This is a genomic window from Dactylosporangium sp. NPDC005572 (assembly GCF_040605515.1).
Classification (GTDB): Bacteria; Actinomycetota; Actinomycetes; order Mycobacteriales; family Micromonosporaceae; genus Dactylosporangium.
In genome coordinates, this window is the sequence record NZ_JBEXCY010000183.1 from 1 (window position 1) to 23833 (window position 23833).

Annotated in this window: 20 protein-coding genes; 9 read left to right on the plus strand and 11 right to left on the minus strand. The window is 73.8% G+C overall.

Going from position 1 to position 23833, the window contains the following annotated elements:
* The coding region (locus tag ABZS66_RS47705) for a BTAD domain-containing putative transcriptional regulator (RefSeq protein ID WP_354769685.1) at window positions 1-2416 on the plus strand (2416 nt) is incomplete at its 5' end.
* Here ABZS66_RS47705 and ABZS66_RS47710 read toward each other — a convergent pair.
* Window positions 2371-3105, minus strand: a complete 735-nt coding sequence (locus ABZS66_RS47710) for a Calx-beta domain-containing protein (RefSeq protein ID WP_354769686.1) — start codon at window positions 3103-3105, stop codon at window positions 2371-2373. The genes ABZS66_RS47705 and ABZS66_RS47710 overlap by 46 nt on opposite strands.
* Window positions 3106-3239: 134 nt before the next feature.
* Here ABZS66_RS47710 and ABZS66_RS47715 point away from each other — a divergent pair, with 134 nt between their 5' ends.
* Window positions 3240-3722 carry a hypothetical protein gene (locus ABZS66_RS47715; protein ID WP_354769687.1) on the plus strand — a complete coding sequence of 161 codons (483 nt, stop codon included), beginning with the start codon at window positions 3240-3242 and terminating at the stop codon, window positions 3720-3722.
* 157 nt (window positions 3723-3879) lie between these two features.
* On the opposite strand, the gene ABZS66_RS47720 is transcribed toward ABZS66_RS47715, so the two are convergent.
* Window positions 3880-4923: a cytochrome P450 gene (locus ABZS66_RS47720; protein ID WP_354769688.1), complete on the minus strand. Its 1044-nt coding sequence runs from the start codon at window positions 4921-4923 to the stop codon at window positions 3880-3882.
* Window positions 4924-5031: 108 nt separating this feature from the next.
* Between ABZS66_RS47720 and ABZS66_RS47725 the strand changes: the two genes are divergently transcribed.
* From ABZS66_RS47725 to ABZS66_RS47740, 4 genes are read left to right on the plus strand one after another with little or no spacing between them, the layout of a single operon-like run.
* Entirely contained in the window at window positions 5032-5919 is an 888-nt protein-coding gene (locus ABZS66_RS47725; RefSeq protein WP_354769689.1) for an ABC transporter ATP-binding protein, read from the plus strand.
* Window positions 5916-6662 carry an ABC transporter permease gene (locus tag ABZS66_RS47730; RefSeq protein WP_354769690.1) on the plus strand — a complete coding sequence of 249 codons (747 nt, stop codon included), beginning with the start codon at window positions 5916-5918 and terminating at the stop codon, window positions 6660-6662. The genes ABZS66_RS47725 and ABZS66_RS47730 overlap by 4 nt, the downstream gene beginning before the upstream one ends.
* Window positions 6663-6672: 10 nt before the next feature.
* A complete protein-coding gene (locus ABZS66_RS47735) occupies window positions 6673-7815 on the plus strand; it encodes a histidine kinase (RefSeq protein ID WP_354769691.1) in 1143 nt (380 codons plus the stop codon).
* Complete coding sequence (locus tag ABZS66_RS47740) at window positions 7812-8417, plus strand: response regulator transcription factor (protein WP_354769692.1); 606 nt, start codon at window positions 7812-7814, stop codon at window positions 8415-8417. Before ABZS66_RS47735 ends, ABZS66_RS47740 begins: the two co-directional genes overlap by 4 nt.
* Window positions 8418-8425: 8 nt before the next feature.
* Here the strand turns inward: ABZS66_RS47740 and ABZS66_RS47745 are convergent, their stop codons facing one another.
* From ABZS66_RS47745 to ABZS66_RS47780, 8 genes are all read right to left on the minus strand, one after another.
* Window positions 8426-8746: a hypothetical protein gene (locus tag ABZS66_RS47745; protein WP_354769693.1), complete on the minus strand. Its 321-nt coding sequence runs from the start codon at window positions 8744-8746 to the stop codon at window positions 8426-8428.
* A 104-nt stretch (window positions 8747-8850) separates the two neighbouring features.
* Window positions 8851-9447 (minus strand): superoxide dismutase family protein, encoded by a 597-nt coding sequence (locus ABZS66_RS47750; RefSeq protein WP_354769694.1) that lies wholly within the window; start codon window positions 9445-9447, stop codon window positions 8851-8853.
* Between the two features lie 109 nt (window positions 9448-9556).
* Window positions 9557-11308 (minus strand): EAL domain-containing protein, encoded by a 1752-nt coding sequence (locus tag ABZS66_RS47755; RefSeq protein ID WP_354769695.1) that lies wholly within the window; start codon window positions 11306-11308, stop codon window positions 9557-9559.
* 67 nt (window positions 11309-11375) lie between these two features.
* Window positions 11376-12434, minus strand: a complete 1059-nt coding sequence (locus tag ABZS66_RS47760; RefSeq protein WP_354769696.1) for a LacI family DNA-binding transcriptional regulator — start codon at window positions 12432-12434, stop codon at window positions 11376-11378.
* Between the two features lie 36 nt (window positions 12435-12470).
* Window positions 12471-13784, minus strand: a complete 1314-nt coding sequence (locus ABZS66_RS47765) for a GH1 family beta-glucosidase (protein WP_354769697.1) — start codon at window positions 13782-13784, stop codon at window positions 12471-12473.
* The gene (locus ABZS66_RS47770; RefSeq protein ID WP_354769698.1) at window positions 13781-14614 is read right to left on the minus strand and encodes a carbohydrate ABC transporter permease; all 834 of its coding nucleotides are present in this window, start codon (window positions 14612-14614) and stop codon (window positions 13781-13783) included. Before ABZS66_RS47770 ends, ABZS66_RS47765 begins: the two co-directional genes overlap by 4 nt.
* Entirely contained in the window at window positions 14611-15510 is a 900-nt protein-coding gene (locus tag ABZS66_RS47775; protein ID WP_354769699.1) for a sugar ABC transporter permease, read from the minus strand. Before ABZS66_RS47775 ends, ABZS66_RS47770 begins: the two co-directional genes overlap by 4 nt.
* Window positions 15511-15512: 2 nt before the next feature.
* Window positions 15513-16823, minus strand: coding sequence for a sugar ABC transporter substrate-binding protein (locus tag ABZS66_RS47780; protein ID WP_354769700.1), 1311 nt, complete (start codon window positions 16821-16823; stop codon window positions 15513-15515).
* Between the two features lie 154 nt (window positions 16824-16977).
* Between ABZS66_RS47780 and ABZS66_RS47785 the strand changes: the two genes are divergently transcribed.
* The gene (locus ABZS66_RS47785) at window positions 16978-17706 is read left to right on the plus strand and encodes an SDR family NAD(P)-dependent oxidoreductase (protein WP_354769701.1); all 729 of its coding nucleotides are present in this window, start codon (window positions 16978-16980) and stop codon (window positions 17704-17706) included.
* An 11-nt stretch (window positions 17707-17717) separates the two neighbouring features.
* Window positions 17718-18824 carry a glycosyl hydrolase 53 family protein gene (locus tag ABZS66_RS47790; RefSeq protein WP_354769702.1) on the plus strand — a complete coding sequence of 369 codons (1107 nt, stop codon included), beginning with the start codon at window positions 17718-17720 and terminating at the stop codon, window positions 18822-18824.
* 5 nt (window positions 18825-18829) lie between these two features.
* On the opposite strand, the gene ABZS66_RS47795 is transcribed toward ABZS66_RS47790, so the two are convergent.
* Window positions 18830-21700 carry a glycoside hydrolase family 2 TIM barrel-domain containing protein gene (locus ABZS66_RS47795; RefSeq protein WP_354769703.1) on the minus strand — a complete coding sequence of 957 codons (2871 nt, stop codon included), beginning with the start codon at window positions 21698-21700 and terminating at the stop codon, window positions 18830-18832.
* A gap of 301 nt (window positions 21701-22001) precedes the next feature.
* Here ABZS66_RS47795 and ABZS66_RS47800 point away from each other — a divergent pair.
* On the plus strand, window positions 22002-23833 hold a 1832-nt coding region (locus tag ABZS66_RS47800; protein WP_354769704.1), incomplete at its 3' end, for a non-ribosomal peptide synthetase.

The window sequence follows — 23833 nt, forward strand, 5'->3', positions numbered from 1 at the left end:
GGCGGCGCTCGCCGACCGGTGCGAGGCGCTGCTCGCGGCCGGCCGGTCCGCCGAGGCGCTCACCGAGGCCGAGCGGCTGGTCGCCGCCGAGCCGCTCCAGGAGCGGGTGGCCGGGCTGCACATGCTCGCCCTCGCGCGGTGCGGCCGGACCGCCGAGGCCCTGGAGGCGTACCGCCGGCTGCGTGCGGCCCTCGCCGAGGAGCTCGGCGTCGACCCGTCGGCGGAGCTGAGTGAGCTGCACACCGCCCTGCTGCGCGGCGAGCGGCAGCAGGGCGACCTGCTCCAGCTGCCCGCGGTGACCCGGCCGGCCCAGCTGCCGCCGCCGGTCGGCTGGTTCACCGGCCGGTCCGCCGAGCTGGGGGCGCTCGACGCGCTCGCCGGGACCGGGGTCGTGCTCGTCCGCGGCCACGGCGGGATCGGCAAGACCGCCCTGGCCGTGCAGTGGGCGCACCGGGTCGCCGCGCGGTACGCCGACGGGCAGCTCTTCGTCGACCTCCGCGGCCACGACCCGGCGACCGCCCTGGCCCCGGCCGAGGTGGCGGCCGTGCTGCTGCGCTGCCTCGGGGTGCCCGACGACCGCATGCCGCACGACCTCAGCGAGCGCGTCGCGATGTACCGCACGCTGCTCTCCGGCCGGCGCATGCTCGTGGTGCTCGACGACGCCGGCCGCACCGACCAGGTCATGCCCGCGCTCCCCGGCGCCGGGGCGAGCCTGCTGCTCGTCACCAGCCGCCACCAGCTCCCGGCGCTCGTCACCCACGCGGAGGTCCGCTCGGTCGCGCTCGACGTGCTCGGCCCCGGCGACGCCGCGCTGCTGCTGACCCGGGTGGTCGGCGCCGACCGGGTGGCCCGCGAGGCGGCCGCCGCCGAGCGGCTGGTGTCGCTGTGCGGGCGGATGCCGCTCGCGCTGCGCATCGCGGCCGCGAAGCTGGTCACCGAGCCCGGCCGCAGCATCGCCGCGTCGGCCGGCGAGCTGGAGCGCGACCGGCTGGCCCACCTCGGCGTCGAGGACGACGCGCGCAGCGTCACCGCCGTGTTCGACAGCGCGTACCGCGCGCTGACCCCGCCGGCCCGCCGGCTGTTGCGCCGGCTGAGCCTGCACCCCGGCCCGCACGTCGCGCTCGCCCTGTGCGCCGCCCTCGGCCCGTCCGACGGCCTGGGCGAGCTGACGGCCGCGCATCTGGTGACGCAGCCGGCACCGGGGCGGTACCGCATGCACGACCTCATCCGCGCCTACGGCCGCGGCCGCGCGGACGAGCGGGAGCGGGCGCGCACCGCCGAGCTGATCATGGATTGGTACCTCGTGTGTGCCCACGCCGCGAACCAGGTCCTCGACAGCAGCCAGGACCGCATCGCGCCGGTCCTGCGCCATCCGGCGCCCCCGGTGCCGTTCGCCGCGTCGCGCGCCGCGGCGCTGGCGTTCCTGGAGGCCGAGCTCGCCAACCTGCCGGTGCTGGTCCGGCAGGCGGCGCAGGGCGGCCAGGAGGCGGCCGCCTGCCAGCTCACCTACCTGCTGAGCGGCTTCTTCGGCGCCCGCGGCAACTGGTCGGAGCGGGTCGACATGTGCCGGCACGCCATCGCCGCCGCCCGCCGGCTCGGCGACCGGGCGGTCGAGGCCGAGATGCACCGCGCGCTCGGGGTGGCGTACCGCGCGACCTACCGCCTGGAGCCCGCCCTCGCCAGCCACCTGCGCGCCCTCGCCCTGCTGCGCGAGCTCGGCGACGCGCGGGGCCTGGCCTACGTCTACAACAACATCGGCGGCGCCAACGCCGAGCTGCGCCGCTTCCCGGCCGCGATCGCCGCCTACCGGCTGTCGCTACGGCTGCACACCTGCTCGGGCAACCGGCACGGGGCGGTCGCGGCCCGGCGCAACCTCGGCTACACGTACATCCGCATGGACCGCGCCGAGCGCAGCTTCGAGCACCTGGAGGCGGCGCTCGCCGGCAGCCGGGAGCTCGGCTACCGGCGGCTGGAGGCGGGCGCCCTGGACAGCCTCGGCGAGGCCCACCTCCACCGGGCCGCGTTCGACGAGGCCCGGGACTGCTTCCACGGTGCGTTGCGGGTCAGCCGGGCGATCGGCGACCTGCGGTACGAGATGGACGCCCTGGTGAACCTCGGACTGACCGCCCTGGCCATGGGCGCGCTGCCGGAGGCCGTCGAGCGGTTCACCGCGGCGCTCGCGCTCAGCCGGCGCCTGCGGCACCGCCACGCCGAGGCGCGCATCCTCAACCGGCTCGGCGAGGCCCGCCTGCGCCTCGGCGACCTCGCCGCGGCCGGCGACCTGCTGCGCGCCGGCCTCGCCCTGCGGTCCGGGGTGCCCGACGCCCACGAGGAGGCCTGCCTGCGGCGCAACCTCGCCGAGCTGCGCGCTCAGATGATCACCGTCGTCGCGGCCCCGCCCGCGAGCCGCACGTAGAAGTACCCGGTCGCGCCCGGCAGCAGGTGGACGGTGATCTTGGCCTTGTTCGCGCCGGCCGGGATGACGACGGTACCGCTGGGCACGGGCACGAAGTCGTCGCCACCGGTGGCGGTGCCGTCGGCCGTCATCCACCCGACGGTGACGGGCACCGAGGCCTTCTGCGAGGAGAGCACCCACAGGTCGCACGCCCAGTCGATCCGGTCGCAGTCGGGCTCGCTGTCCGGGTGGTACAGCACCAGGTCGAGATCGTCGTTGAGGATCGTGCCGGTCGCGGTCCCGTCGAGGATCGTGAGCCCGGCCGGGTTCACCAGCTCCAGGTTGAGCAGCTCGTCGGGCTCCCGGATGAGGTCGCCGACCACCTCGACCGCGACCTGCCGGTCCGGCGGGTCCCCCGGCGCCCAGGTGACCGTGCCGGTCGCGACGGTGTAGTCGGCGCCGGGGGTTGCCGCGGGCACCGGGCCGACCGCGGTGCGGAAGTCGACGCTGCCGGCCGCGCACCCGAGGGCCGTGACCGTGAAGACCAGCGACGGCCGGTTCGGCGGGTTCATCTCCCGCACGGCCCCGTCGACCGCCACCACCTCCCGGGCCGGGCACCCGGACGGCGGGGTCGGCCCGGCCGTCGCCGGTGCCGCCGCCCCGGCCACCGTCACGAGCCCCAGCACCACCGCCGCGGCGAATCTCTTCACGGGAAACCTCCTCGCACGTCTGTGTCCGCCCGGTTGTAGCGCCCGCCTGTTGCGGCGCGGTTGTGGCGATCACAACGGCGGCGCAACCACCGTGCCGTTGCCTGACCGCACCAACGTTTCCGAGGAGGACCAGGATGACCATCCGATCCAGGGGACTGCGCGCGGCACTCGCCACGATGTCGTTCGCGGCCACGATGATCGTCGTGCAGGCCGGTTTCGCCGGCACCGCACACGCCCGCTGTATCGCCGTGAACCGCCCGGAGGTCGGCCGGATCACGGTCGCCGGCGTCACCTACGCGACCGCGACGCCGCGCACGAACACCTGCAACGACAACAACACCGAGACGACCGACTTCCAGGCGAACGAGCCCGGCTGGCGGGCGACCTACCGGTGGCAGAACAACGGCCTGTGGTCGAGCTCGTCCGGCGGCTACAACCAGTCCGTGAACACCGCGGTGTTCACCGACAACAACTCGCACTCGCTGGTGCTGCTCTGCGCCGACAACGCGGGCACGGTCCCGGCCGGCACCCCGGCGACCTACTACTGCGGCTGGTACGACGTCGCCGTCTCGACGAGCGTCAACTACACCTTCGCCGTGGTCAGCGAGGGCTTCTGACCGCGCTCGGCGGCAAGCCGGTGACGGCGCAAGCAGGCGCCTGACCGAAACCCGGCGAAAACCAGTCTGGCACTTCCGCCGCGAAGGCCTTACAGTGATCAGTGAGACCGGCATCTTCCCCCGTGGATGCCGGTCTCCATAATTTTCGGAGCCGGTTTCAGGGCGAGACGAGCAGCATCTCGAGCGACCGCGTCCGCAACGACGGGCGCCACCGCGACGACCGCAGCGTCAGACCCGGGTGCCGGGCCAGCAGCGCGCCGACCGCCTCCGTCGCCGACACCACCGCCAGCGCCGCGCCCAGGCAGTGGTGCGGGCCGTGCCCCAGCGCCAGGTGCGGCGCGGCCGGCCGGCGCAGCCGGAACTCGTCCGGAGCGTCGAACACCGCCGGATCCCGGTTCGCCGCCGCGATCCCGAGCAGCACCGTCGCGCCGGCCGGCACCGTCACGTCGCCGAAGGTCAGCTCAGCGGTGGCGAACCGCCGGATCGACACCGGCGCCGGCGGCTCGAACCGCAGCGTCTCGTCCACCGCCGCCCGCAGCAGCTCCTCGTCGCCCCGGACCGCGGCCAGGATCGCCGGCCGCTCCAGCAACAGCAGCACGCAGTTCGCGATCAGGTTGATCGAGTTCTCGTACCCCGCGAAGATCGTCAGGAAGGCGAGCGAGGTCAGCTCGTCCGGGGACAGCGGCGCCGCGATCATCGCGGAGAGCAGGTCGTCGCCCGGCTGCGCCCGCCGGAGTGAGATCAGCTCGACGAGGAAGGCCTCGATCGCCGCCGCCGCGTCCGGCGACCCGCCCATGAGCGCCGTCGTCGACGACCGCAGCCGCGAAAGATCGTCCCGCGAGACCCCGAGGAGCTCACCGATGACGGCGAGCGACAGCGGCGTCGCGTAGTCGGCGACCACGTCGAACGGGCCGTCGAAGGAGAACGACCCGGCGAGGGAGGCCAGCGCGGGCCGCAGCGCCAGCACCCGGCGCGGGCTGAACGCCGGCCCGACCACCCGCCGGATGCGGGCGTGGTCGGGGTCGTCCATGTTCAGCAGGTTCGCGTCCAGCCGCGGCGGCAGCGAGAACCCGGCGTAGCCGCCGGCCGAGTTGCGCTTGTCGAGCGACAGCCGCGGGTCGGCGAGGCCGGCCCGGACGTCGGCGTAGCGGGTCACCAGCCAGGCCGGCGAGCCGTCCGGCAGGGAGATCTCACGGACCATTCACCGGAGTCTACGGTGACATCTGTCATCGTCCGGGCGTGAGGGGGCCATCGAAACCGGTGCGCAGCGGCACTGCTGGCGCCTCCGCGCCGGACCCAGACTTTCCGCATGGCTGTCATCGAGGTGAGCGGGCTGAGTCGGCGGTACGGAGACTTCAGCGCCGTGCGGGACGTGTCGTTCAGCGTCGAGCGGGGCGAGCTGTTCGCCCTCCTCGGCACCAACGGCGCCGGGAAGACGTCCACGCTGGAGCTGGTCGAGGGGCTGGCCCGGCCCAGCGGCGGCAGCGTGCGGATCCTCGGTCACGACCCGGTCGCCCGGCGCTCCCGGGTGCGCCCGCGGACCGGGGTCATGCTCCAGGACGCCGGCTTCCCCGGCGACCTGACCGTGGTCGAGGTGGCCCGCATGTGGGCCGGCACCCTCACCGCGCCGCGACCGGTGCCCGAGGCGCTCACCCTCGCCGGGCTCGACCACCGGGCCGGCGTACGCGTCCGGCAGCTCTCCGGCGGCGAGCGGCGCCGGCTCGACCTGGCCCTGGCCGTCCTCGGCCGGCCCGAGGTCCTCGTCCTCGACGAGCCGACGACCGGCCTCGACCCGCAGAGCCGCCGCGACGCCTGGAACCTGCTGCGCGACCTGGTCCGCGACGGCGTCACCGTGCTGCTGAGCACGCACTATCTGGAGGAGGCGGAGGAGTTGGCCGACCGGCTGGCCATCATGCACCGCGGCACGGTCGTCGCCGCCGGGACGGTCCGGGAGGTGGTGGACGCGCACCCGGCCCGCATCTCGTTCGGCCTGCCGTCCGGCGTCGAGCCGCCGGCCCTCCCCGGCGCCGCCGTCGTCGAGCGCGGCCGGGTCGTCGTGCAGACCGACGAGCTGCAACCGGCGCTGCTGACCCTGCTGACCTGGGCCGACCGCGACGGCGTGGCGCTGGCCGGGCTCGACGCCCGCTCGGCGTCGCTCGAGGAGGTCTTCCTGTCGATCGCGAACGAGCCCCGATGAGGCGCCTCGTCGCGCTCGGCCGGGCCGAGCTGCTGCTCCTGCTGCGCAACCGGATGGCGCTGTTCAACGCCGTCGTGCTGCCCGTCCCGCTCGTCGCGGTGACCGCCGGCGCCGTCCGCGACGCCGATCCGGGGTTCAACGCGCGGCTGGTGTCGGGGATGCTGGCCCTGGTGCTCGTCGCGGTGCTGTACTACAACCTGGTGACCACCTTCGTCGCCCGCCGCGAGGAGCTGGTGCTCAAGCGGCTGCGCACCGGCGAGCTCACCGACGCCGAGATCCTGCTCGGCACCGCCGGCCCGTCCCTGGTCGTGGCGCTGATCCAGATGGTGCTCTTCGTCGCCGCCGCGGCCGCGTTCCTCGGGCTGCCGGTGCCGGTCAACGCTCCGGTGCTGGTGGTGGGGGTACTGGCGGGGGTCGCCGTGTTCGTCGCCCTGGCCGCGGTCAGCGCCGCCTTCACCCGCACCGTGGAGCTGGCCCAGATCACCACGCTGCCGGTGCTCCTGGTGTGCTTCATCGGCGCGGGCATCGCGGTACCGCTCTCGTCGCTGCCCGACGCCGTGCAGGAGGTCCTGCGGTTCCTGCCGCTCACCCCGGCCATGGAGCTGATGCGCCTCGGCTGGACCGGTCCGTCGTTCGGCGGGGCGCTGCGCTCGTCGCTCGCCCCGGCCGGGCTGCTCGCGGCCTGGACCGTGGTCGCCTGGCTGGGCGTGCGACGCTGGTTCCGCTGGGAACCCCGCAGGTAGGGTCTGGGCGATGCTGACGTGGTGGCGGTCCAAGTCGCAGGCGGAGCGGTTCGAGTTCTACACCCGGGCCAGCTTCTACGGCTATGTCCTCTTCGCCCCGCTGTTCATCGGGTCGTTCGTCAAGGTCGACATCGGTCTGTATCCGGCGCTGACGATCGCCGCCCTCACCGTCGTGCACACCGTCGTCTGCTTTCTGCTGGTGCGCAACGGCATCGGTCACTATCTCGGCCAGCGACCCCGCCCGGTCCGCCTGATGGTCCTGGGCGGGGTGCTGACCGTCGTGGGGGTCGGGGCGGGGTTCGCCGTTCACCCCGGCCGCCCCGACGGCCCGGCCTCGGCGATCCTGCTCGTCCTGGCCGGCTGCTACATCGCGGCGCTGTCCACGGCGATCCGCCCCCGCTGGTCGGTCGTCGCGGTCCTCCTGGCCTGCGGCGTCGCCGTCGCGGCCGGCCAGGGCAGCGTGGCGATCGCCCTCGGCGGCATGCTCACCGGCGTCGTCTTCGCCTACCGGACGTCGCTGTGGATGCTCGGCGTCGTCCGCGAGCTGGACCGGGCCCGGCACGTCCAGGCGGGCCTGGCGGTCGCGGAGGAGCGCCAGCGCTTCGCCCGCGACCTGCACGACGTCGTGGGTCGTACGCTGTCGGTCGTGTCGCTGAAGGCCGAGCTCGCCGCCCAGCTGGCCAAGCGCGGCCGCACGGAGGCGGTCGACGAGATGCTGGAGGTGCGCCGCATCGCCCAGGACTCTTTGGCCGAGCTCCGCTCGATCGTCGGCGGCTACCGCGCCGCCGGCCTCCCCACGGAGCTGGCCGGCGCCCGCGCCCTGCTGGCGTCGGCCGGCATCACGTGCCGGGTGGTGGGCGAGGCGGCCGACCTGCCGGAGCCGGTCCAGGGCACCCTGGGCTGGGTGGTCCGCGAGGGCACGACGAACCTCCTGCGCCACAGCGAGGCCCGCACCTGCACGGTCACGCTGCGCTGCGTACCGGCCTCCGTCCGCCTGGAGATGGAGAACGACGGCGCCCCAACGGGCCCGGTCCCGTTCGGCGGCGGCCTGATCGGCCTGACGGAGCGCATCACGGCCCTGGGCGGCACGGTCACGGCCACCCGCCCGTCGGCGGGCCTGTTCCGCCTGTCGGTGGAGCTACCGCTGTCATGATCCGCATCCTGCTGGCCGACGACGAACACCTGATCCGCGGCGCCCTGGCGGCGCTACTGTCCCTGGAGGACGACCTGGAGGTGGTGGCCCAGGCGGCAACGGGCAGCGAGGCACTGTCCCTGGCCCGCGCGCTCCGCCCCGACGTGGCGGTGCTGGACCTGCAACTCCCGGACCTGGACGGCGTGGCGGTGGCAGGGGTACTCCACACGGAGGTCCCGACCTGCCACACGATGATCGTCACGAGCCACGGCCTGCCCGGCCACTTGAAGCGCGCCCTGACCGGGGGAGTGCGGGGCTTCCTGGCCAAGACGGTCTCGGCGGAAACCCTGGCGACGGTGGTCCGCACGGTCCACGCCGGCGGCCGCTACGTCGACCCCCAGCTCGCGGCGGAGGCGATTACAGCGGGCGTCTCGCCGCTGACGACGCGGGAGTCGGAGGTACTGTCACTGGCGGCGGACGGCGCCCCGGTGGAGGAGATCGCCCGCCGCGCGGCGCTGTCCCCGGGCACGGTCCGCAACTACCTGTCGTCAGCGGTGGGCAAGACCGGCGCCGCGAACCGCCACGAGGCGGCCCGGATCGCGAGAAGCCGCGGCTGGATCTGACGCCGTGGTCACTTCGAGAGGAACTCGATGATGGCCTCCTTGGCCGCCGGGGAGTCCGGGTCCACCGTCAGCTTCGTGCCGTCGGGGCGGGTCAGGGTGAGCGGCTGCGGGCGGCGGCGGGTGCGGCGCCAGGCCTCGAAGGCCAGGGCGAAGTTGGCCCCCGCGGCCACGTGGGTCAGGACGAGGTTGATCACCTCCACCGCGTTCATCGTGCCGCCCTGACCGGCGGACGCCGTCACGTCGGCGGTGCGCAGGAGGTCGCGGTCGGAGCGCAGCCACGAGTGCAGGGCCGCGAGCTCGCTGGGGTCGGAGGTGATCTCGATCTGCACGGCCTCGCTCCTGAAGGGTTCGCGGGGGAGAGGCCACAGCATACGAACCCCGTGCCACTGCCGGCAGGAGCGGCGCGACAGGACCGGCGGATACGTCCCAGGGGTCAGTACTTGATGGTCATGCAGGCGACGCGGGCGCCGGCGGAGCCGGCCACGCCCGGGGACGTCATCGTCGCCATCGTGTGGATCACCAGGGAGGCCGGGCGGTGGCCGGGAGTCAGGTCCCAGTCCTGCTCGGCGACGGCCTGGCCGTGGCCCTGGTCGTTCGTCGTGAAGTCGAGCCAGATCTCGTTGTTCGGGTTGACGTACTGCGGGTCGCCCGAAGGGCTCGCCGCCGGATCCGGCTGGTGCTGGAAGTGCCCGCCCGCGTCGGCCGGATCGGGGCCGCACGGCTTCGCGTGCAGGTGGGCGCCGAAGCTGCGGTTCGGTGCGAAGCCGTCGACGGCGAGCGTGACCTTCGTGTGGCCGGCGTCCTCGCGGAGCGTCAGCTGGGCCGACGCGGGGCCCTTGACGGCGCCCGGGTCGTACAGGAACGCGGTGGTGCCCGACGGCGCGGCGGACGCGGCGACGAAGGTGCCCTTCACGACCACCGCGGCCGCCCCGGAGACGGTCGCCGCGATCGGTTTGTCGGGGCCGTCCCCGCCACCGCTGCAGCCACCGACCAGCACGAGCAATGCGACAACGCCAACGCCAACACGCACGCGTTTACCCTGACCGCGGCCGGGCGCATGACGCCCGGGAACCCGGCCCGATCACCCGATCGGTCACCTGCCGGGCCGCGCGGACCGGCCGCCGGTCACGGACGGACGGTCAGCCGGGGGTCAGCGCCGTGTTCGGCGAAGGTAGGCGGGCGACGCCCCGCGGCCGGCCGGTGCGCAGCAGCGTGCTCAGGTGGTCGGCCGGGGCCGGCATGCCGAGCAGGTAGCCCTGCGCGTACGGCACGTGGAGGTGGCGCAGGCGGTCGAGCTGCTCGTCGCTCTCGACGCCCTCGGCCGTCACGTCCAGGCCGGTGCTGCGGCCCAGGTCGGCCAGCAGCTTGATGACCGCGTGGTCGTTGCGGTTGGCGAGCATGCCGGCGACGAACGAGCGGTCGATCTTCACGCCGGTCACCGGCAGGACGGACAGGTGGCGCAGGGTCGCCGAGCCGGCGCCCATGTCGTCGAGCACGATGCCGACGCCATGCGCGCGCAGCTCGCGCAGCTGGCGGGTGACGTCCTGGAGCTGGGCCAGGTCGGCCGACTCGGGCAGCTCCACGCGCAGCCGGGCCGGCGCGAGCGCCGCCCGGTCGGTGGCGCCGAGAACCTGGCCGGCCAGGCCGTCGCCGACGAGCGTCTCGACGGTGAGGTTGACGTTGACGTACCGCGGCGCCTGCGCCCCCAGCGTGCGGTCCCACGCCGCCAGGTCGGCGCAGGCGCGGTCGAGCACCCAGCGGTCCAGCGCCGGCAGGAGCCGGGCCCGGTGCACGTCGGGCAGGAAGTGGTCCGGGGTGAGCAGCCCGAGCCGCGGGTGCTGCCAGCGCACCAGGGCCTCGACGGAGTGCACCCGCCCGTCGTTGAGGCCCATGATCGGCTGGTAGAACAGCCGCAGCTCCTGCCGGTCGATCGCGGTCAGGATGCCGTCGGAGAGGTGCGGGTCGAGCTGCGCGCCGACGTCCAGGGCGATGCGGACGGTGTCGCCGCCGGCCTGCTTCGCGCGGTACATCGCCATGTCGGCCTCGCTGAGCAGCGTCTCCGCGTCCGTCCCGGCGGCGCCGACCGCGACCCCGACGCTGGCCACGCTGTGCGCGCCGGCCGGCAGCTCCGGGTCGGCGGTGGCGATGGCCAGCCGGAACCGCTCGCCGAGCGCGACCGCCGACAGGTCGGGGCGGGACCCGCCGGCCAGGCGGCCGAGGACCGCGAACTCGTCGCCGCCGAGCCGGGCCACCAGGTCGCCGTCGCGGGCCGCGCCGACCAGGCGGTGCGCGGCCGAGACGATGAGCCGGTCGCCGACGTTGTGCCCGAGCGTGTCGTTGACCTGCTTCATCCGGTCGAGGTCGACGAACACGACGGCGACGCCCGGCTGGTGGGTGTCGCGGCAGGCGACGGCGAGCCGGCTGAGGAAGTGGGCCCGGTTGACCAGGCCGCTCAGCGGGTCGCGCACCGCCTGGTGGGCCATGAGGTCGGCGAGCGCCTCGTAGAGCCGGGCGGCCGACACCCGGGCCAGCCGCCCGCCGGGCCGGCGCACCAGCACCTCGTCGTAGCGGCGGACCCGGTCGCGCCGGCCGAGCTGCTCGCAGACGTCGACGACGAGCGCGTCCTCGTCGACGATCATCGGGGCCGGGTCGGCGGTGCGCCCGACCGGGGTCTTCTCCCACAGCGCCCGGCCGTAGCCGAACGGGCCCGACATCAGCTGCGCGAAGCGGTCGCGGCTGATCAGGCCGATGCCGCCGTCGAGGTACAGCACGGCCACGCAGGCCAGCCCGGGGTCGGTGCGGAAGCTCATGTCGAGCTCGGAGCAGCGCAGGGTCGCGTCGACGACGGCGACCTGCCGGGCGAGCGGGCCGACGGTGTCAGGCGGCCTCACGGGTGCGACCTGCGGCACGGGATCCATCATCGGCGCGCGGCCCGCGACCGCAAATGAACATCTGGGGTCAGGCGGACTCGCGGACCACCAGCTCGGTCGGCAGCAGGCGGGACGCGGACGGCTCGCGGCGGATCAGGCGGAGCAGGACGTCGACCATGTTGCGGCTCACGAGTTCCAGCGGCTGGCGGATCGTGGTCAGGGCCGGGTCGGTCTCCTGGGCGATCCGGGAGTCGTCGAAGCCGCCGACCGCCACGTCGTCGGGGACGCCGCGGCCGGCGCGGCGTAACTCGGTCAGGGCGCCCGCGGCGAGCGAATCGGAGGCGGCGAAGACGGCGTCGATGTCGGGGCTGGTCGCCAGCAGGCGGCGCATCGCCTCGGCGCCCGCGGCGTGGCTGTAGTTCGGGGCGTCGACGACCAGGCGGCGCAGCGCCCGGCGGCCCAGGACGTCGCGGTAGCCCTCCAGCCGCTCGGCGCCGCCGGCGATCTGCGGGCAGCCGATCATGCCGATCCGCTTGCGGCCCTGCTCCACGAGGTACCGCGTCATCTGCCGCGCCCCCTCGCGGTCCTCGGCCGCCACGTAGGGGATGCCGATGTCGCCGGCCGGCTTGCCGCAGGCGACGGTGGGCACGTCGCCGCGGGCCAGGCTGGCGATCAGCGAGTCGCCGGAGTGCGCGGAGATCAGCAGCACGCCGTCGACGTGGCCGCCGCGCACGTACCGCAGCACGCGGTCCCGCTCGTCCTCGTCGGACTCCAGCATCAGGATGAGGCTGATGTCGTGCGCGGCGAGGGCCTGGGTGCACGAGCGCAGCAGGACGCTGAAGTTGGGGTCCTCGAACAGCCGCTCCTGCGGCTCGGACAGCACGAACGCCACCGCGTCGGAGCGCTTGGTGACCAGGCTGCGGGCGCTCTGGTTGACCGTGTAGCCGGTCTGGCGCATGGCCCGCTCGACGGCCTTGAGCGAGGCCGGGCTCACGTACCGCGCGCCGTTGAGCACCCGCGACACGGTCCCGCGGGACACGCCGGCGAGCTCGGCGACGTCGTCGATCGTCGGCCCGCGGCGCATCGCCCGCCGGGCCGCGCCGCGCGACTTGGGATGCGGGGCATCCGGAGTGGTGCCGTCGGACACAGCGCTCCCTCGTGCAGTCAGCCGTCACTCAAACGATCACCGGGGCGGCACGGCGTTGTCCCGCGCCACCCGGCCCAGCCAGCGCGCACTCGTCTTGGGCACCCGCCGCTGGTCAGCGTAGTCGACGCGGACGATGCCGAAGCGGGCGGCGAAGCCCTCCGCCCACTCGAAGTTGTCGAGGAGCGTCCACACGAAGTACCCCCGGACATCCACGCCGGCCTGGATCGCCTCGCGCAGGGCGAGCAGGTGCCGGTGCAGGTAATCCACGCGCAGCGGGTCGTCGACGCTCCCGTCGGCCGCCACGACGTCGGGGAAGGCCGCGCCGTTCTCGGTGACGAACAGCGGCGGCAGCCCCGGGTAGTCGTCGCGCAGCATGACGAGCACCTCGCGCAGGCCGTCGGGCTCGACCGGCCAGCCGACCGTGGTCACGGGCAGCCCGGGCGGGGCCAGCTCCTCGGCCCGCAGCGCACCGTGCGGCACCGCGCGGGCATAGATGCGGCGGTAGTAGTTGACGCCGAGGAAGTCCAGCGGCCCGGCGATGAGCTCCAGGTCGCCGTCGCGGACCGCGTCGAGCGCGGCCGGGTAGCGGCCGGTCAGCAGCGGGTCGAGGAAGAGCCGGTGGCTGTCGACGTCGACCCGGCGGGCCGCGGCGATGTCCTGCGGGTCGGGGGAGTAGGGCAGCACCGGGCTCACGTCGAGCGTGATGCCCAGCGTGTTGCCGCCCGGCCGGAGCGCCTGCAGCGCCAGGCCGTGCCCGAGCAGCAGGTGGTGCACGGCCCGGTCGCGCAGGGCCAGGTCGCGGATGCCGGGGGCGTGGATGCCGGTGCCGTACCCCGCGTGGCTGGCCACCTTCGGCTCGTTGATCGTCGTCCAGTGCCGCACGGTGTCGCCGAGGGCGTCGTGGACCAGCACCGCGTACTCGGCGAACCGGTGGGCGGTGTCCCGCTCCGGCCAGCCGCCCGCGTCCTGGAGGGCCTGCGGGAGGTCCCAGTGATAGAGGGTCACGTACGGCGTGACGCCGCGCTCCAGCAGCCGCTCGACGACGCGCCGGTAGTGGTCGAGGCCCTTCTGGTTGGCCGGGCCGCGCCCGTCGGGCTGGATCCGCGGCCAGGCGACCGAGAAGCGGTAGGCGCCCAGCCCGAGGCCGGCGAGCAGGTCGACGTCCTCGGGGTAGCGGTGGTAGTGGTCGCAGGCGACGTCACCGGTGTCACCGCCGGCGATCGCACCCGGCACCCGGGTGAAGCTGTCCCAGATGGACAGGCCCCGGCCGTCCTCGTCGACGGCGCCCTCCACCTGGTAGGCGGCGGTGGCCGCGCCCCACACGAAGCCGTCCGGAAACCGCATGGTCATCCTTTCACTGATCCGCTCACGAGGTCGAGCCGCCAGTACCGCTGCAGGAACAGGAACAGCGCGATGAGCGGCAGGATGGACAGGAACACGCCCATGATCACCAGCGAATAGAGGGCCGGCTGGCTGGAACCCTGGTTGAGCATGGAGAACAGGCCGACGGTGAGCGGGAAGCGCCGGTCGTCGGCGATCATGATGTACGGCAGGAGGAAGTTGTTCCAGATCGCGATGAACTGGAGCAGGAACAGCGTCACCATGCCCGGGACCATCGGCGGCAGCCCGATCCGCCAGGCGAGGCGGTACTCGCCCGCCCCGTCGACCCGCCCGGCCTCCAGCATGTCGTCGTGGACGACCGCCGCGGCGTAGATGCGGGACAGGTAGATGCCGTACGGGCTGATGATGCTGGGCAGCAGGACCGCCCAGTACGAGTCGACCAGCCCGAGCTCGGAGATCAGCAGGTACTGCGGGACGGCCAGGGTGATCTGCGGTACCAGCACGCCGGCCAGGATGACCAGGAAGATCGTCTCGCGGCCGGGGAAGCGGTACTTCGCCAGGGCGTAGCCGGCGATCGTGGACACGGCGACCGACAGCGCGGCGCCGAAGCCCGCGTAGAACAGGCTGTTGAGCGCCCACCGGCCGAACACGCCGTCGCGGAAGTCGAGCAGGTGGGTCAGGTTGTAGGTGAAGCCGCCCTCGAAGGTCGGCCAGAAGGAGAAGGTGCTGAACAGCTCGTCGGGGCCCTTGGTCGCGGCGAACACCACCCAGAGCACCGGGCCGACGCAGTAGAGCGCGCCCAGGACGAGGACCAGCGACGGTACCAGCCGGCCCCTCACGACTCGAACGCCCGCTTCTGCAGCGCCCGCAGTACCGTGGCCGAGACCACCAGCGTGCCGAGTGCGAGCACGACGGAGGCCGCGGCCGCCGTGTGGATGTCGCTGTTGACGAACGCGTCGGTGTAGACGGCCATGAGCGGCACCCACGTGGACGGGATCGCGTCGGTGAGCGGCCGCAGCGTCGCCGGCTCGCTGAAGACCTGCAGCGTCGAGATGAGCGCGAAGATGCCGGTCATCACCAGGGCCGGCGTGAGCAGCGGCAGCTTCACCCGCAGCGCGATCTGCACCTCGGTGGCGCCGTCGATGCGGGCGGCGTCGTAGAGCTCCTGCGGGATGCCCCGCAGCGCCGTGTAGAGCACGATCATATTGAAGCCGACACCGCCCCAGATACCGATGTTCGCCACCGAGAACAACACCGAGCCCTGGGTGAGGAAGTCGGGCGCCGGCAGGCCGACGGCCTCCGCGGCGTCCCGGATCGGGCTGACCTTCGGCAGGTACAGGAAGCCCCACAGCAGCGAGGCGATGACACCCGGCACCGCGTACGGCAGGAAGATGCCGATCCGGGTGGCCCGCGCGAAGCGGACCCCGGGCGTGTCGAGCAGCAGCGCGAACAGCAGCGCGAGGCCCATCATCGTGGGCACCACGATCGCGCCGTAGCCGAGCAGCCGGACGATGCCGTCCACGTAGTCGGGGCGGCTGAGCACGTCGGCGTAGTTCTCCAGGCCGACGAAGCGCTCGACGCGCAGTCCCAGGCCCCCGCCGGTGACCCGGGACGCGCGCAGGCTCAGCCACACCGTGTAGCCGATGGGGACGAGCAGGAAGAGCACGAGCAGGACGACGGCCGGGGTGAGCAGCACGTACGGGGTGGCGCCGGCGGACCGGCGGGGCCGGCGCACCGCTACGCGCCCTTGACCGTGAAGCCCTGCTTCTTCAGGTCCGCGACGGACGCGGCCTGCAGGGCGTCGGCGGCGGCGGTGAAGTCGCTCTTGTCCTGGATCGCCTTGGCGAAGATGTCGCTGTACTGGCTGTAGGTGACGTTGACGTTCGGCGCCCAGTTGAAGCCCCGCGCCGTTTTGGCGATCGCGGCCGCGTCGGCGTAGAACGTGGGCTGGTTCGGCATCATCGCGGGCGCCTTCGACAGCGCGGGCGTCGACTGGCCCTTCGTGGACGCCGGGTAGATGCCGCCCGCGCTCACCAGCAGCTCCACCGACTCGGGGTCGGTGTTGAGCCACTTCACGAACTTCTCGGCCTGGGCCTGCTGCTTCGACTTGGCCCAGATCGCGGTCGCCGAGCCGCCCCAGTAGCCGGTCGCCGGGCTGCCGGCGTCCCACTGCGGCATCGGGACCATCTTCCACTTGCCCTTGGTGCTGCCGGCGACGCCTTCGAGCACGCCGGCGCCCCAGATGGCGCTGGGCCAGGCGAGCAGCGTGCCGTCGCTCATGGCGGTGTTCCACTCCGGGGTGTACATCGGCTTGCCCGACAGCGTGCCGTCGTTCACGAGCCTGCCCCAGAAGTCGGCGACCTTCTTCGTCGCCGCGTCGTTGATGGCGACGGTCCAGGTGCCGTTGTCGTTGGTCCACCAGTTGGCGCCGGCCTGCTCGGCGAGGCCGGCGAACCAGCCCGGGTCGCCGGAGGAGAACGTGGCGAGGTACCGCTTCGGGTCCTTCTGCCGGGCCACCTTCGCGACCTCGGCGAACTCGGTCCAGGTCGTCGGCACCGTCAGGCCGTACTGCGTGAAGAGGTCCTCGCGGTAGTACAGCATCATCGGCCCCACGTCCTGCGGGATGCCGTAGGTCTTGCCGCCGAACGAGGTCAGGTTCCAGGTCCCGTCGGTGAACTCGGACTTGACGCTGCTCGCGACCGCCGACAGGTCCTTGGCCACGCCGTTGGTGATGAGCACCGGCAGCGCCTGGTACTCGGCCTGCATGAGGTCGGGCGCGTTGCCGGCCCGGTGCGCGGTCAGGATCTTCGTGATGAGCTCCTCGCCCTGCGCGAGGCGGTTGACGGTGACCTTCTGCGTCGGGTTCTTCTTGTTCCAGATGTCGACGACCTGTTCGATGTTCGTCGCCCAGGTCCAGAACTGCAGGTCGGCGGGGTCGTCGGGCCCGCCGCTGGTGGGAGTGTCGGTGTCGTCGTCGCTGCATGCGGCGAGCAGGGCCGCGCCGGCGGCCGCCTTCAGGAAGCTGCGCCGGGTGTGGGTGCTGGGCATGGTCGCCCTCCAGATCCGCGATTCAGGGGTGTGTGGTCTGTGAGCGATCACAGATTCGACACCTTCGACCCGTGCTGTCAACCCCTCGTTGCAAGATTGTTTCTGGGAAAATCGGGTGTGGAAGATCTGTGAGCGGTCACGTACGGTGCCTCCCATGAGCTCAGTTCTCGTCACCGGGTCGACCGACGGGATCGGCGCGGAGATCGCCGCCGAGCTGACCCGGCGCGGGCACCACGTGGTGCGCCACGGCCGCCGCCCCGGCGGCGGCGACCTCCTGGTCGGCGACCTCGCCTCGCTGGCCTCCACCCGGGCCCTGGCGCAGGCGATGCCGACGTTCGACGTGGTGATCCACAACGCCGGCTGGGCGCCGCGCGGCGCCGAGCGGCCGGTGACGGCCGACGGCATCGAGGAGACGTTCCAGGTCAACGTCGTCGCGCCGTACCTGCTGACCGCGCTCGCCCCGCCGTCCGCCCGGCTGGTGTTCGTGAGCTCCGACTCGATCGCCCGGGCCAAGCTCGACGTCGACGACCTGCAGCTCTCGCGCTCGTGGACGGCCGACGCCGCCTACGCCGGCTCGAAGCTCGCCCTGACGGCGCTGGCGTTCGCGGTGGCCCGCCGCCGGCCCGACCTGCGCTGCAACGCGGTGCACCCGGGCTGGATCCGCACCAGGATGAGCGACTACTCGGCCCCGTTCGGCGTCGCACGGGGTGCCGAGACCCCGGTCTGGCTGGCCACGTCGTTCCAACCGGCGGCCGTCGTGACCGGCGCGTTCTTCCACGACCGCCGCGAGGTGCGGCTCAACGAGCAGGCCTACGACCCGGTTGCGCAGGAGGCGGTCGTCGCGCACTGCGCCGCGCTCACGGGGGTCCCGCTGTTCAGCTGAAGGGAACCGCCATGTCCCTGACCCGACGCACGCTGCTGGCCGGTGTCGGCCTTGCGGCGTTGCCGCTGCCGGTCCCGACCTTCGCTCCCGGTGGCATCCGGGGCGCCGACATCTCGTTCACGCTGCAGGAGGAGGCGGCCGGCGCGCGGTACCGCTTCCGTGGCCGCACCGACCGCATCGAGCACATCCTGCGCGCGGCCGGCGCCACCTGGGTCCGCCTGCGCGTGTGGACCGCCCCGCCGCCCGGCTACAGCGACCTCGGCCAGGCGCTGCGCCTCGCCGCCCGGGCCAAGCGGGCCGGCCTGAAGGTGCTGCTCGACCTGCACTACTCGGACTTCTGGGCCGACCCCGGCCACCAGAACACCCCGGCCGCCTGGGCCGGCCAGGACCTGCCGGCCCTCGCGGCGACCGTGCGCGCCTACACCGCCGACGTCGTGTCGGCCTTCGCCCGCCAGGGCACGCCGGTGGACATGATCCAGACCGGCAACGAGGTCACCGCCGGCATGCTGTGGCCGGTGGGCCAGATCTACCGCCCGTCGGGCGCCGACTGGGCCGGGTTCACGACCCTGCTCGACGCGGCCCTGTCCGGCGCCCGCGCCGCGAACCCGCGCGGCCACCGGATGCTGACGATGGTGCACATCGACCGCGGCGGCGACAACGGCGGTTCGCGGTGGTTCTACGACCGGGTGGGCGTGGCGTTCGACGTGATCGGCCTGTCGTACTACCCGTTCTGGCACGGCCCGCTGCCGGCGCTGTCCGCCAACCTGACCGACCTGGCGACCCGCTACGGCCGGCCGCTCGTGGTGACCGAGACGTCGTACCCGTGGACGATGGGCAACGGCGACGGCCTGGCCAACCTCCTCACCGACCCGGCGGCCCTGCCGGACGGCGCGGCGTACCCGCCGACCCCGGCCGGCCAGGCCGCGTACTTCCGCGAGCTGCGCCGCATCCTGTCGGCGGTGCCGTCGGGCCTGGGCGCGGGCTTCTTCGCCTGGGAGCCGGGCTGGCTGCCGGGCGTGGGCTGGACCCCGGGCGAGGGCAACCCGAACGACAACCTGACCCTGTTCGACTGGTCCGGCACCGCGCTGCCCGCGCTGACGGCGGCCTACGCCCCCTGAGGCGTTCAGAGCGCGGTCAGGGTCAGCTCCAGGCGGGCCGGGGCGGCCGGAAGGAGGTAGCGGGGGAGCGGGCCGGGGCCGCACGACGCCGAGCCGATGCCGTTGTGGCCCGCGTCCAGCGTCAGCCAGGTGCGGCCGTCCGGGGCCAGGTCCGTCGGGTGCGTGGCCGCGTCCAGCGCCGCCGCCGGCCACGGGCGGACCGTCAGCCCGAACGGGGCCGAGCCCGCCACCCGCAGCCCCGCGCCCGACCGTTCGGTGACGGAAGCCCAGCGCACCTCCGCGCGGCGGCCGTTCTCCTGCGGGTACACGTACGGCGTCTGCATCCGCGCCACCGAAGCCGTGAACCGGCCGACGCGCGTGGCCAGGCCGGTGTCCGGGTACGCCTCGCCGGGCCCGCGCCCGAACCACTCCACCTCCGTCAGCGAACCCGGCAGCGCGAGCACCAGCCCGAGCATCGGCAGCGGCACGTCCCACGGCCCGTCCGGCGTCACGTCCACGACGAGCCGGACGCTGTCGTCGCCGATGCCGCTCCAGGTGTACCGCACGTGCAGCCCCGCGACGGACGCGGCGGCCGCCACCCGGGTCCGCACGACGAGCCCGGCCGGACCGGCGCAGACCTCGTCCACGCGGGCGGTCAGCCGGTGCAGGCCGGCCGCCCGCCAGCGCGGCTCGAGCGCCTCGCCGTGGGCGCCCCGGTCGTTGTCGGTCAGCGGGCGCCACACCTGCAGCGCCGGGCCGTCGACGGCGAGCGCGCCGAGCCGGACCAGCCGGCCGTCGCGGGCGTCGAACGTGGCCGGCCCGATCCGGATCGACCCGTCCTCGACGACGGGCGCGGCCGCGGGGGAGGGCCGCGGGGAGACCACGGGCGCACCGACCGGGAACTGTGCCCAGGCGACCTCGTGCCCGGCCGGCGCCCAGGGCGTGTCCTCGGCCAGGACGGCCCGGACGGTCAGGAACGCCTCCCCGGCGGTCTTCGGCAGGTCCGGCAGCTCCACGTCGACCGTCCCGCCCGGGGCGGCGGCCACGGCGGCCAGGGCCCCGGCGGCGACCTCCGCGCCGTCGTCCTCCAGCGTCCACAGGAAGCGGAGGTGGTCCAGGCCGCGGTCGGCGTACCGGTTGGTGATCGTCAGGCCGTCCACCAGGGCGATGCGGACCGGCTCGACGGCCTTCTTCAGGTCGAGCAGGCCCGGCGACGGCGTGCGGTCCGGGAACAGCAGGCCGTCGGCGACGAAGTTCCCGTCGTGCAGCTCCTCGCCGAAGTCGCCGCCGTAGGCGTAGAACGGGCGGCCGTCGGCCGTGCGGGTGCGAAGCCCGTGGTCGATCCACTCCCAGACGAAGCCGCCCTGGCAGCGCGGGTAGCGCTCGTAGAGCGCCTGGTACTCGGCCAGGCCGCCGGGGCCGTTGCCCATCGCGTGGGCGTACTCGACGTGGATGAACGGCATCGCGCGCCGGCGGGCGTCGAGGACCGGGTCGGGCAGCGGCTCCTCGGCGTGCCGGCCGATCGCGTCGACCTCGGCGTGGGTGAGGTACATGCGGCTGTACACGTCGACGTCGCGGCACGTCCAGTCGCGCTCGTACAGCAGGGGCCGCCCGGTGTCGCGGGCCCTGGCCCAGGCGGCCATCGCGGCCAGGTTGCGCCCGGCGCCGCTCTCGTTGCCCAGCGACCACAGCACGACGCTCGGGTGGTTCTTGTCCCGCTCGACCATGCGCCGCATCCGGTCGACGCACAGCGCCTCGAACCGCGGGTCGTCGGCCGGGTTGCCGCTCCAGTCGTGGTGCCAGAACCCGTGCGTCTCCAGGTCGCACTCGTCGACGACCCACAGCCCGTACTCGTCGCACAGCTCCAGGAACCGCGGGTGCGGCGGATAGTGGCTGGTGCGCACGGCGTTGACGTTGTGCCGCTTCATGAGCAGCACGTCGGCGAGCATGTCGTCGCCGGTCACGGCCCGGCCGCGGTCGGGGTGGAACTCGTGGCGGTTCACGCCGCGGAACAGCACCCGGCGGCCGTTGACGGTGAGCACCCCGTCCTCGATCGCGACCGTCCGGAACCCGGTCCGCACGGTGACCGTCTCGGTGCCGGTGCTGACGACGACGTCGTACAGCCGCGGGTGCTCGTCCGACCACGGCTCGATATTGGGGATATGTACGACCTGTCCGACTTGCGCGTCGAGGCCAAGCTCGGGAATCTCGACGGTCGCGGGAGACTGCGCCGAGACGAGCAGGATGCCGGTGCCCGTGCGGTGGTCGTACTCCGCCCGGACCCACACGTCGTCCAGCGCGTCCGCCGACGGCCGCGACACCAGCGACACCCCGCGGAAGAGTCCCGAGAGCCACCACATGTCCTGGTCCTCGAGGTACGAGCCGGAACTCCACTGCACGACCCGGACCGCCAGCACGTTGGTGCCGGGCACCAGCAGGCCGGTGACGTCGAACTCGGTCGGCAGCCGGCTGCCGGTCGTCGTGCCCACCTCGGCCCCGTTGAGCCACACCCGCGCCGCCGAGTCCGCGCCGTCGAACCGCAGCCAGGTCCGCCCGCCCGGCCAGTGCGCCGGTACCGCGAAGGAGCGCCGGTAGTCGCCCGTGGGGTTCGCGGTCGGCACCCGCGGCGGGTCGAGCGGGAACGGGTAGTCGACGTTGGTGTACGCGGGTGCCCCGTACCCGGCCAGCTGCCAGTGCGCCGGCACCGCGAGCGTGTCCCAGCCGGAGTCGTCGAACGCCGGCGCCGCGAAGTCCGCGGGGCCGTCGGCCCGCTCCGCGAACCGGAACCGCCAGTCGCCGTCGAGCGGCAGCTCCGGCGCGGAGCTCGCGAGCCGGGCGCGGGCGGGCAGCGCCGCCGGCGACGGCGTGAGGGACTCGAACCAGGCGTGCGGGATCATGCCGTGCACCATACTGTGAGCGCTCACAGATGCCAATCCTCCCGAACGCCGATGTGACGTACCACCGATCCAACCCCATGACGCCGTTGCCGGGGCACGGATCGCCCGGAACCCGCCGCGGGTGATCGCCGGGTGGTCTCATGGTGAGAATCCCCCGCACACGCATGATCACGGCCCGTCACGGACCAGGCTGTGTCCGTGCCGCCCGCATAGCGGCGTCAATCCGTTGTCTCGCCGCGCCCGTTCGTCCGTCCGTCCTGGGTGCGGCCGCTTCGCCACGCCCCAGAAACGGAGCTGATCCGTGAGCCAGACCCACGCTCCCGAGCTCATACCGGAGGCCGCCGGACCGCGCGGCGCAAGACGACTGCACCATGTCTTCGAGGCCGCGTGCGATCGCACACCCGACGCGATCGCGCTGGAGTGCGGCGACGCCCGCCTCACGTACCGCGAGCTCGACGAGCGGGCCAACCGGGTCGCGCACCACCTGCGCGGCCTGGGGATCACGGCCGGCGACCGGGTGGCGATCCTGCTGCGCCGCTCGGTCGAGACGTACGTCGCGCTGCTCGCCGCCGGCAAGGCCGGGGCCGCCTTCGTGCCGATCGACCCCGAGTCACCGGCCGACCGGGTGGCGTACATCGCCGAGGACGCCCTGATCGTCGCGGTGCTCACCGAGCCGGCCCTCGCCGACCGCGCCGCCGGGCTGACCGTGGTCGACGTGGGCACCGCGGACGGGCCGGCCCACCGGCCCGAGCCCGACGGCGCCGACGACCCGGCCGCCTACGTCATCTACACGTCCGGATCCAGCGGCCGCCCCAAGGGCGTCGAGGTCGGGCAGTCGAGCATCTGCAACTTCCTCGACGTGGTCCCGGGCGTCTACGACGTGCGGACCGGCGACCGCGTCTACCAGGGCATGACGATCGCGTTCGACTTCTCCATCGAGGAGATCTGGCCGACGTGGTCGGTCGGCGCGACGCTGGTGGCCGGGCCCAACGACTCCGGCCGGTTCGGCGCCGAGCTCGCCGACTTCCTCGACGAGGCCGAGATCTCGGTGCTGTACTGCGTGCCGACGCTCCTGGCCACGATCCCCCGCGAGCTGCCCCGCATCCGCAACCTGCTCGTGGGCGGCGAGGCCTGCCCGGGCCAGCTCGTCGAGCGCTGGAGCCGGCCGGGGCGGCGCATCCTCAACACCTACGGGCCGACCGAGGCCACCGTCACCGCCACCTGGGGCGAGCTGCGGCCCGGCAAGATCGTGACGATCGGCCGGCCGATGCCGACGTACAGCGTCGTCCTCCTCGACGAACAGCGCCGCCTGGTGCCGGACGGGGAGGTCGGCGAGATCTGCATCGGCGGGCCCGGCGTCGCGCGCGGCTATGTCGGCCGCCCCGAGCTGACCGCCGACCGCTTCGTCGAGCACGCCCTCGCCCCGCCCGGCGGCCGGCTGTACCGCACCGGCGACCTCGGGCGCCTCACCGCCGACGGCGAGATCGAGTACCTCGGCCGCGCCGACGCCGAGGTGAAGATCCGCGGCCACCGGGTCGATCTCGGCGAGATCGAGAGCGTGCTGCTCGCGGACGACGGCGTGACCGAGGCGGTGGTGGCCCTGTCCGAGGCGAAGGAGCTCGCGGCGTACGTCGTCGCGCCCGCCGTCGACCCCGACCTGGTGCACCGCCTCTTCGACCAGCTCCAGGACAAGCTGCCCGCGTACATGGTCCCGGGCTACCTCGACATCGTCGCCGAGCTGCCCGCGATGCCCAGCGGCAAGGTCGACCGCAAGCGGCTGCCGGCCCCGGTCAACCGGCGCCCGGTGCGCACCGCCGGCGAGTTCGTCGTCGCCGAGGGCGAGCTGGAGCAACAGGTCCGCGCCGCGTGGGCCGAGGCGTTCGGCATCCCGCCGGACAAGCTGTCGGCCGAGGCCGACTTCTTCATCGACCTCGGCGGCCACTCGCTGCTCGCCGCCAGGGTCGTCTCCACGCTGCGGGAGCGCAAGGTCGGCGTCAGCCCGGCCGTCCGCGACCTCTACGACCACCCGACCGTGCGGGGCATGGCGAAGCGGCTCGCCGCGGCCGGCCGCGCGCCCGGGCCCGCCGCGCCGCCCCGACCGGCCCCGCTGCGCCACGGCAGCCGGCGCAGCGC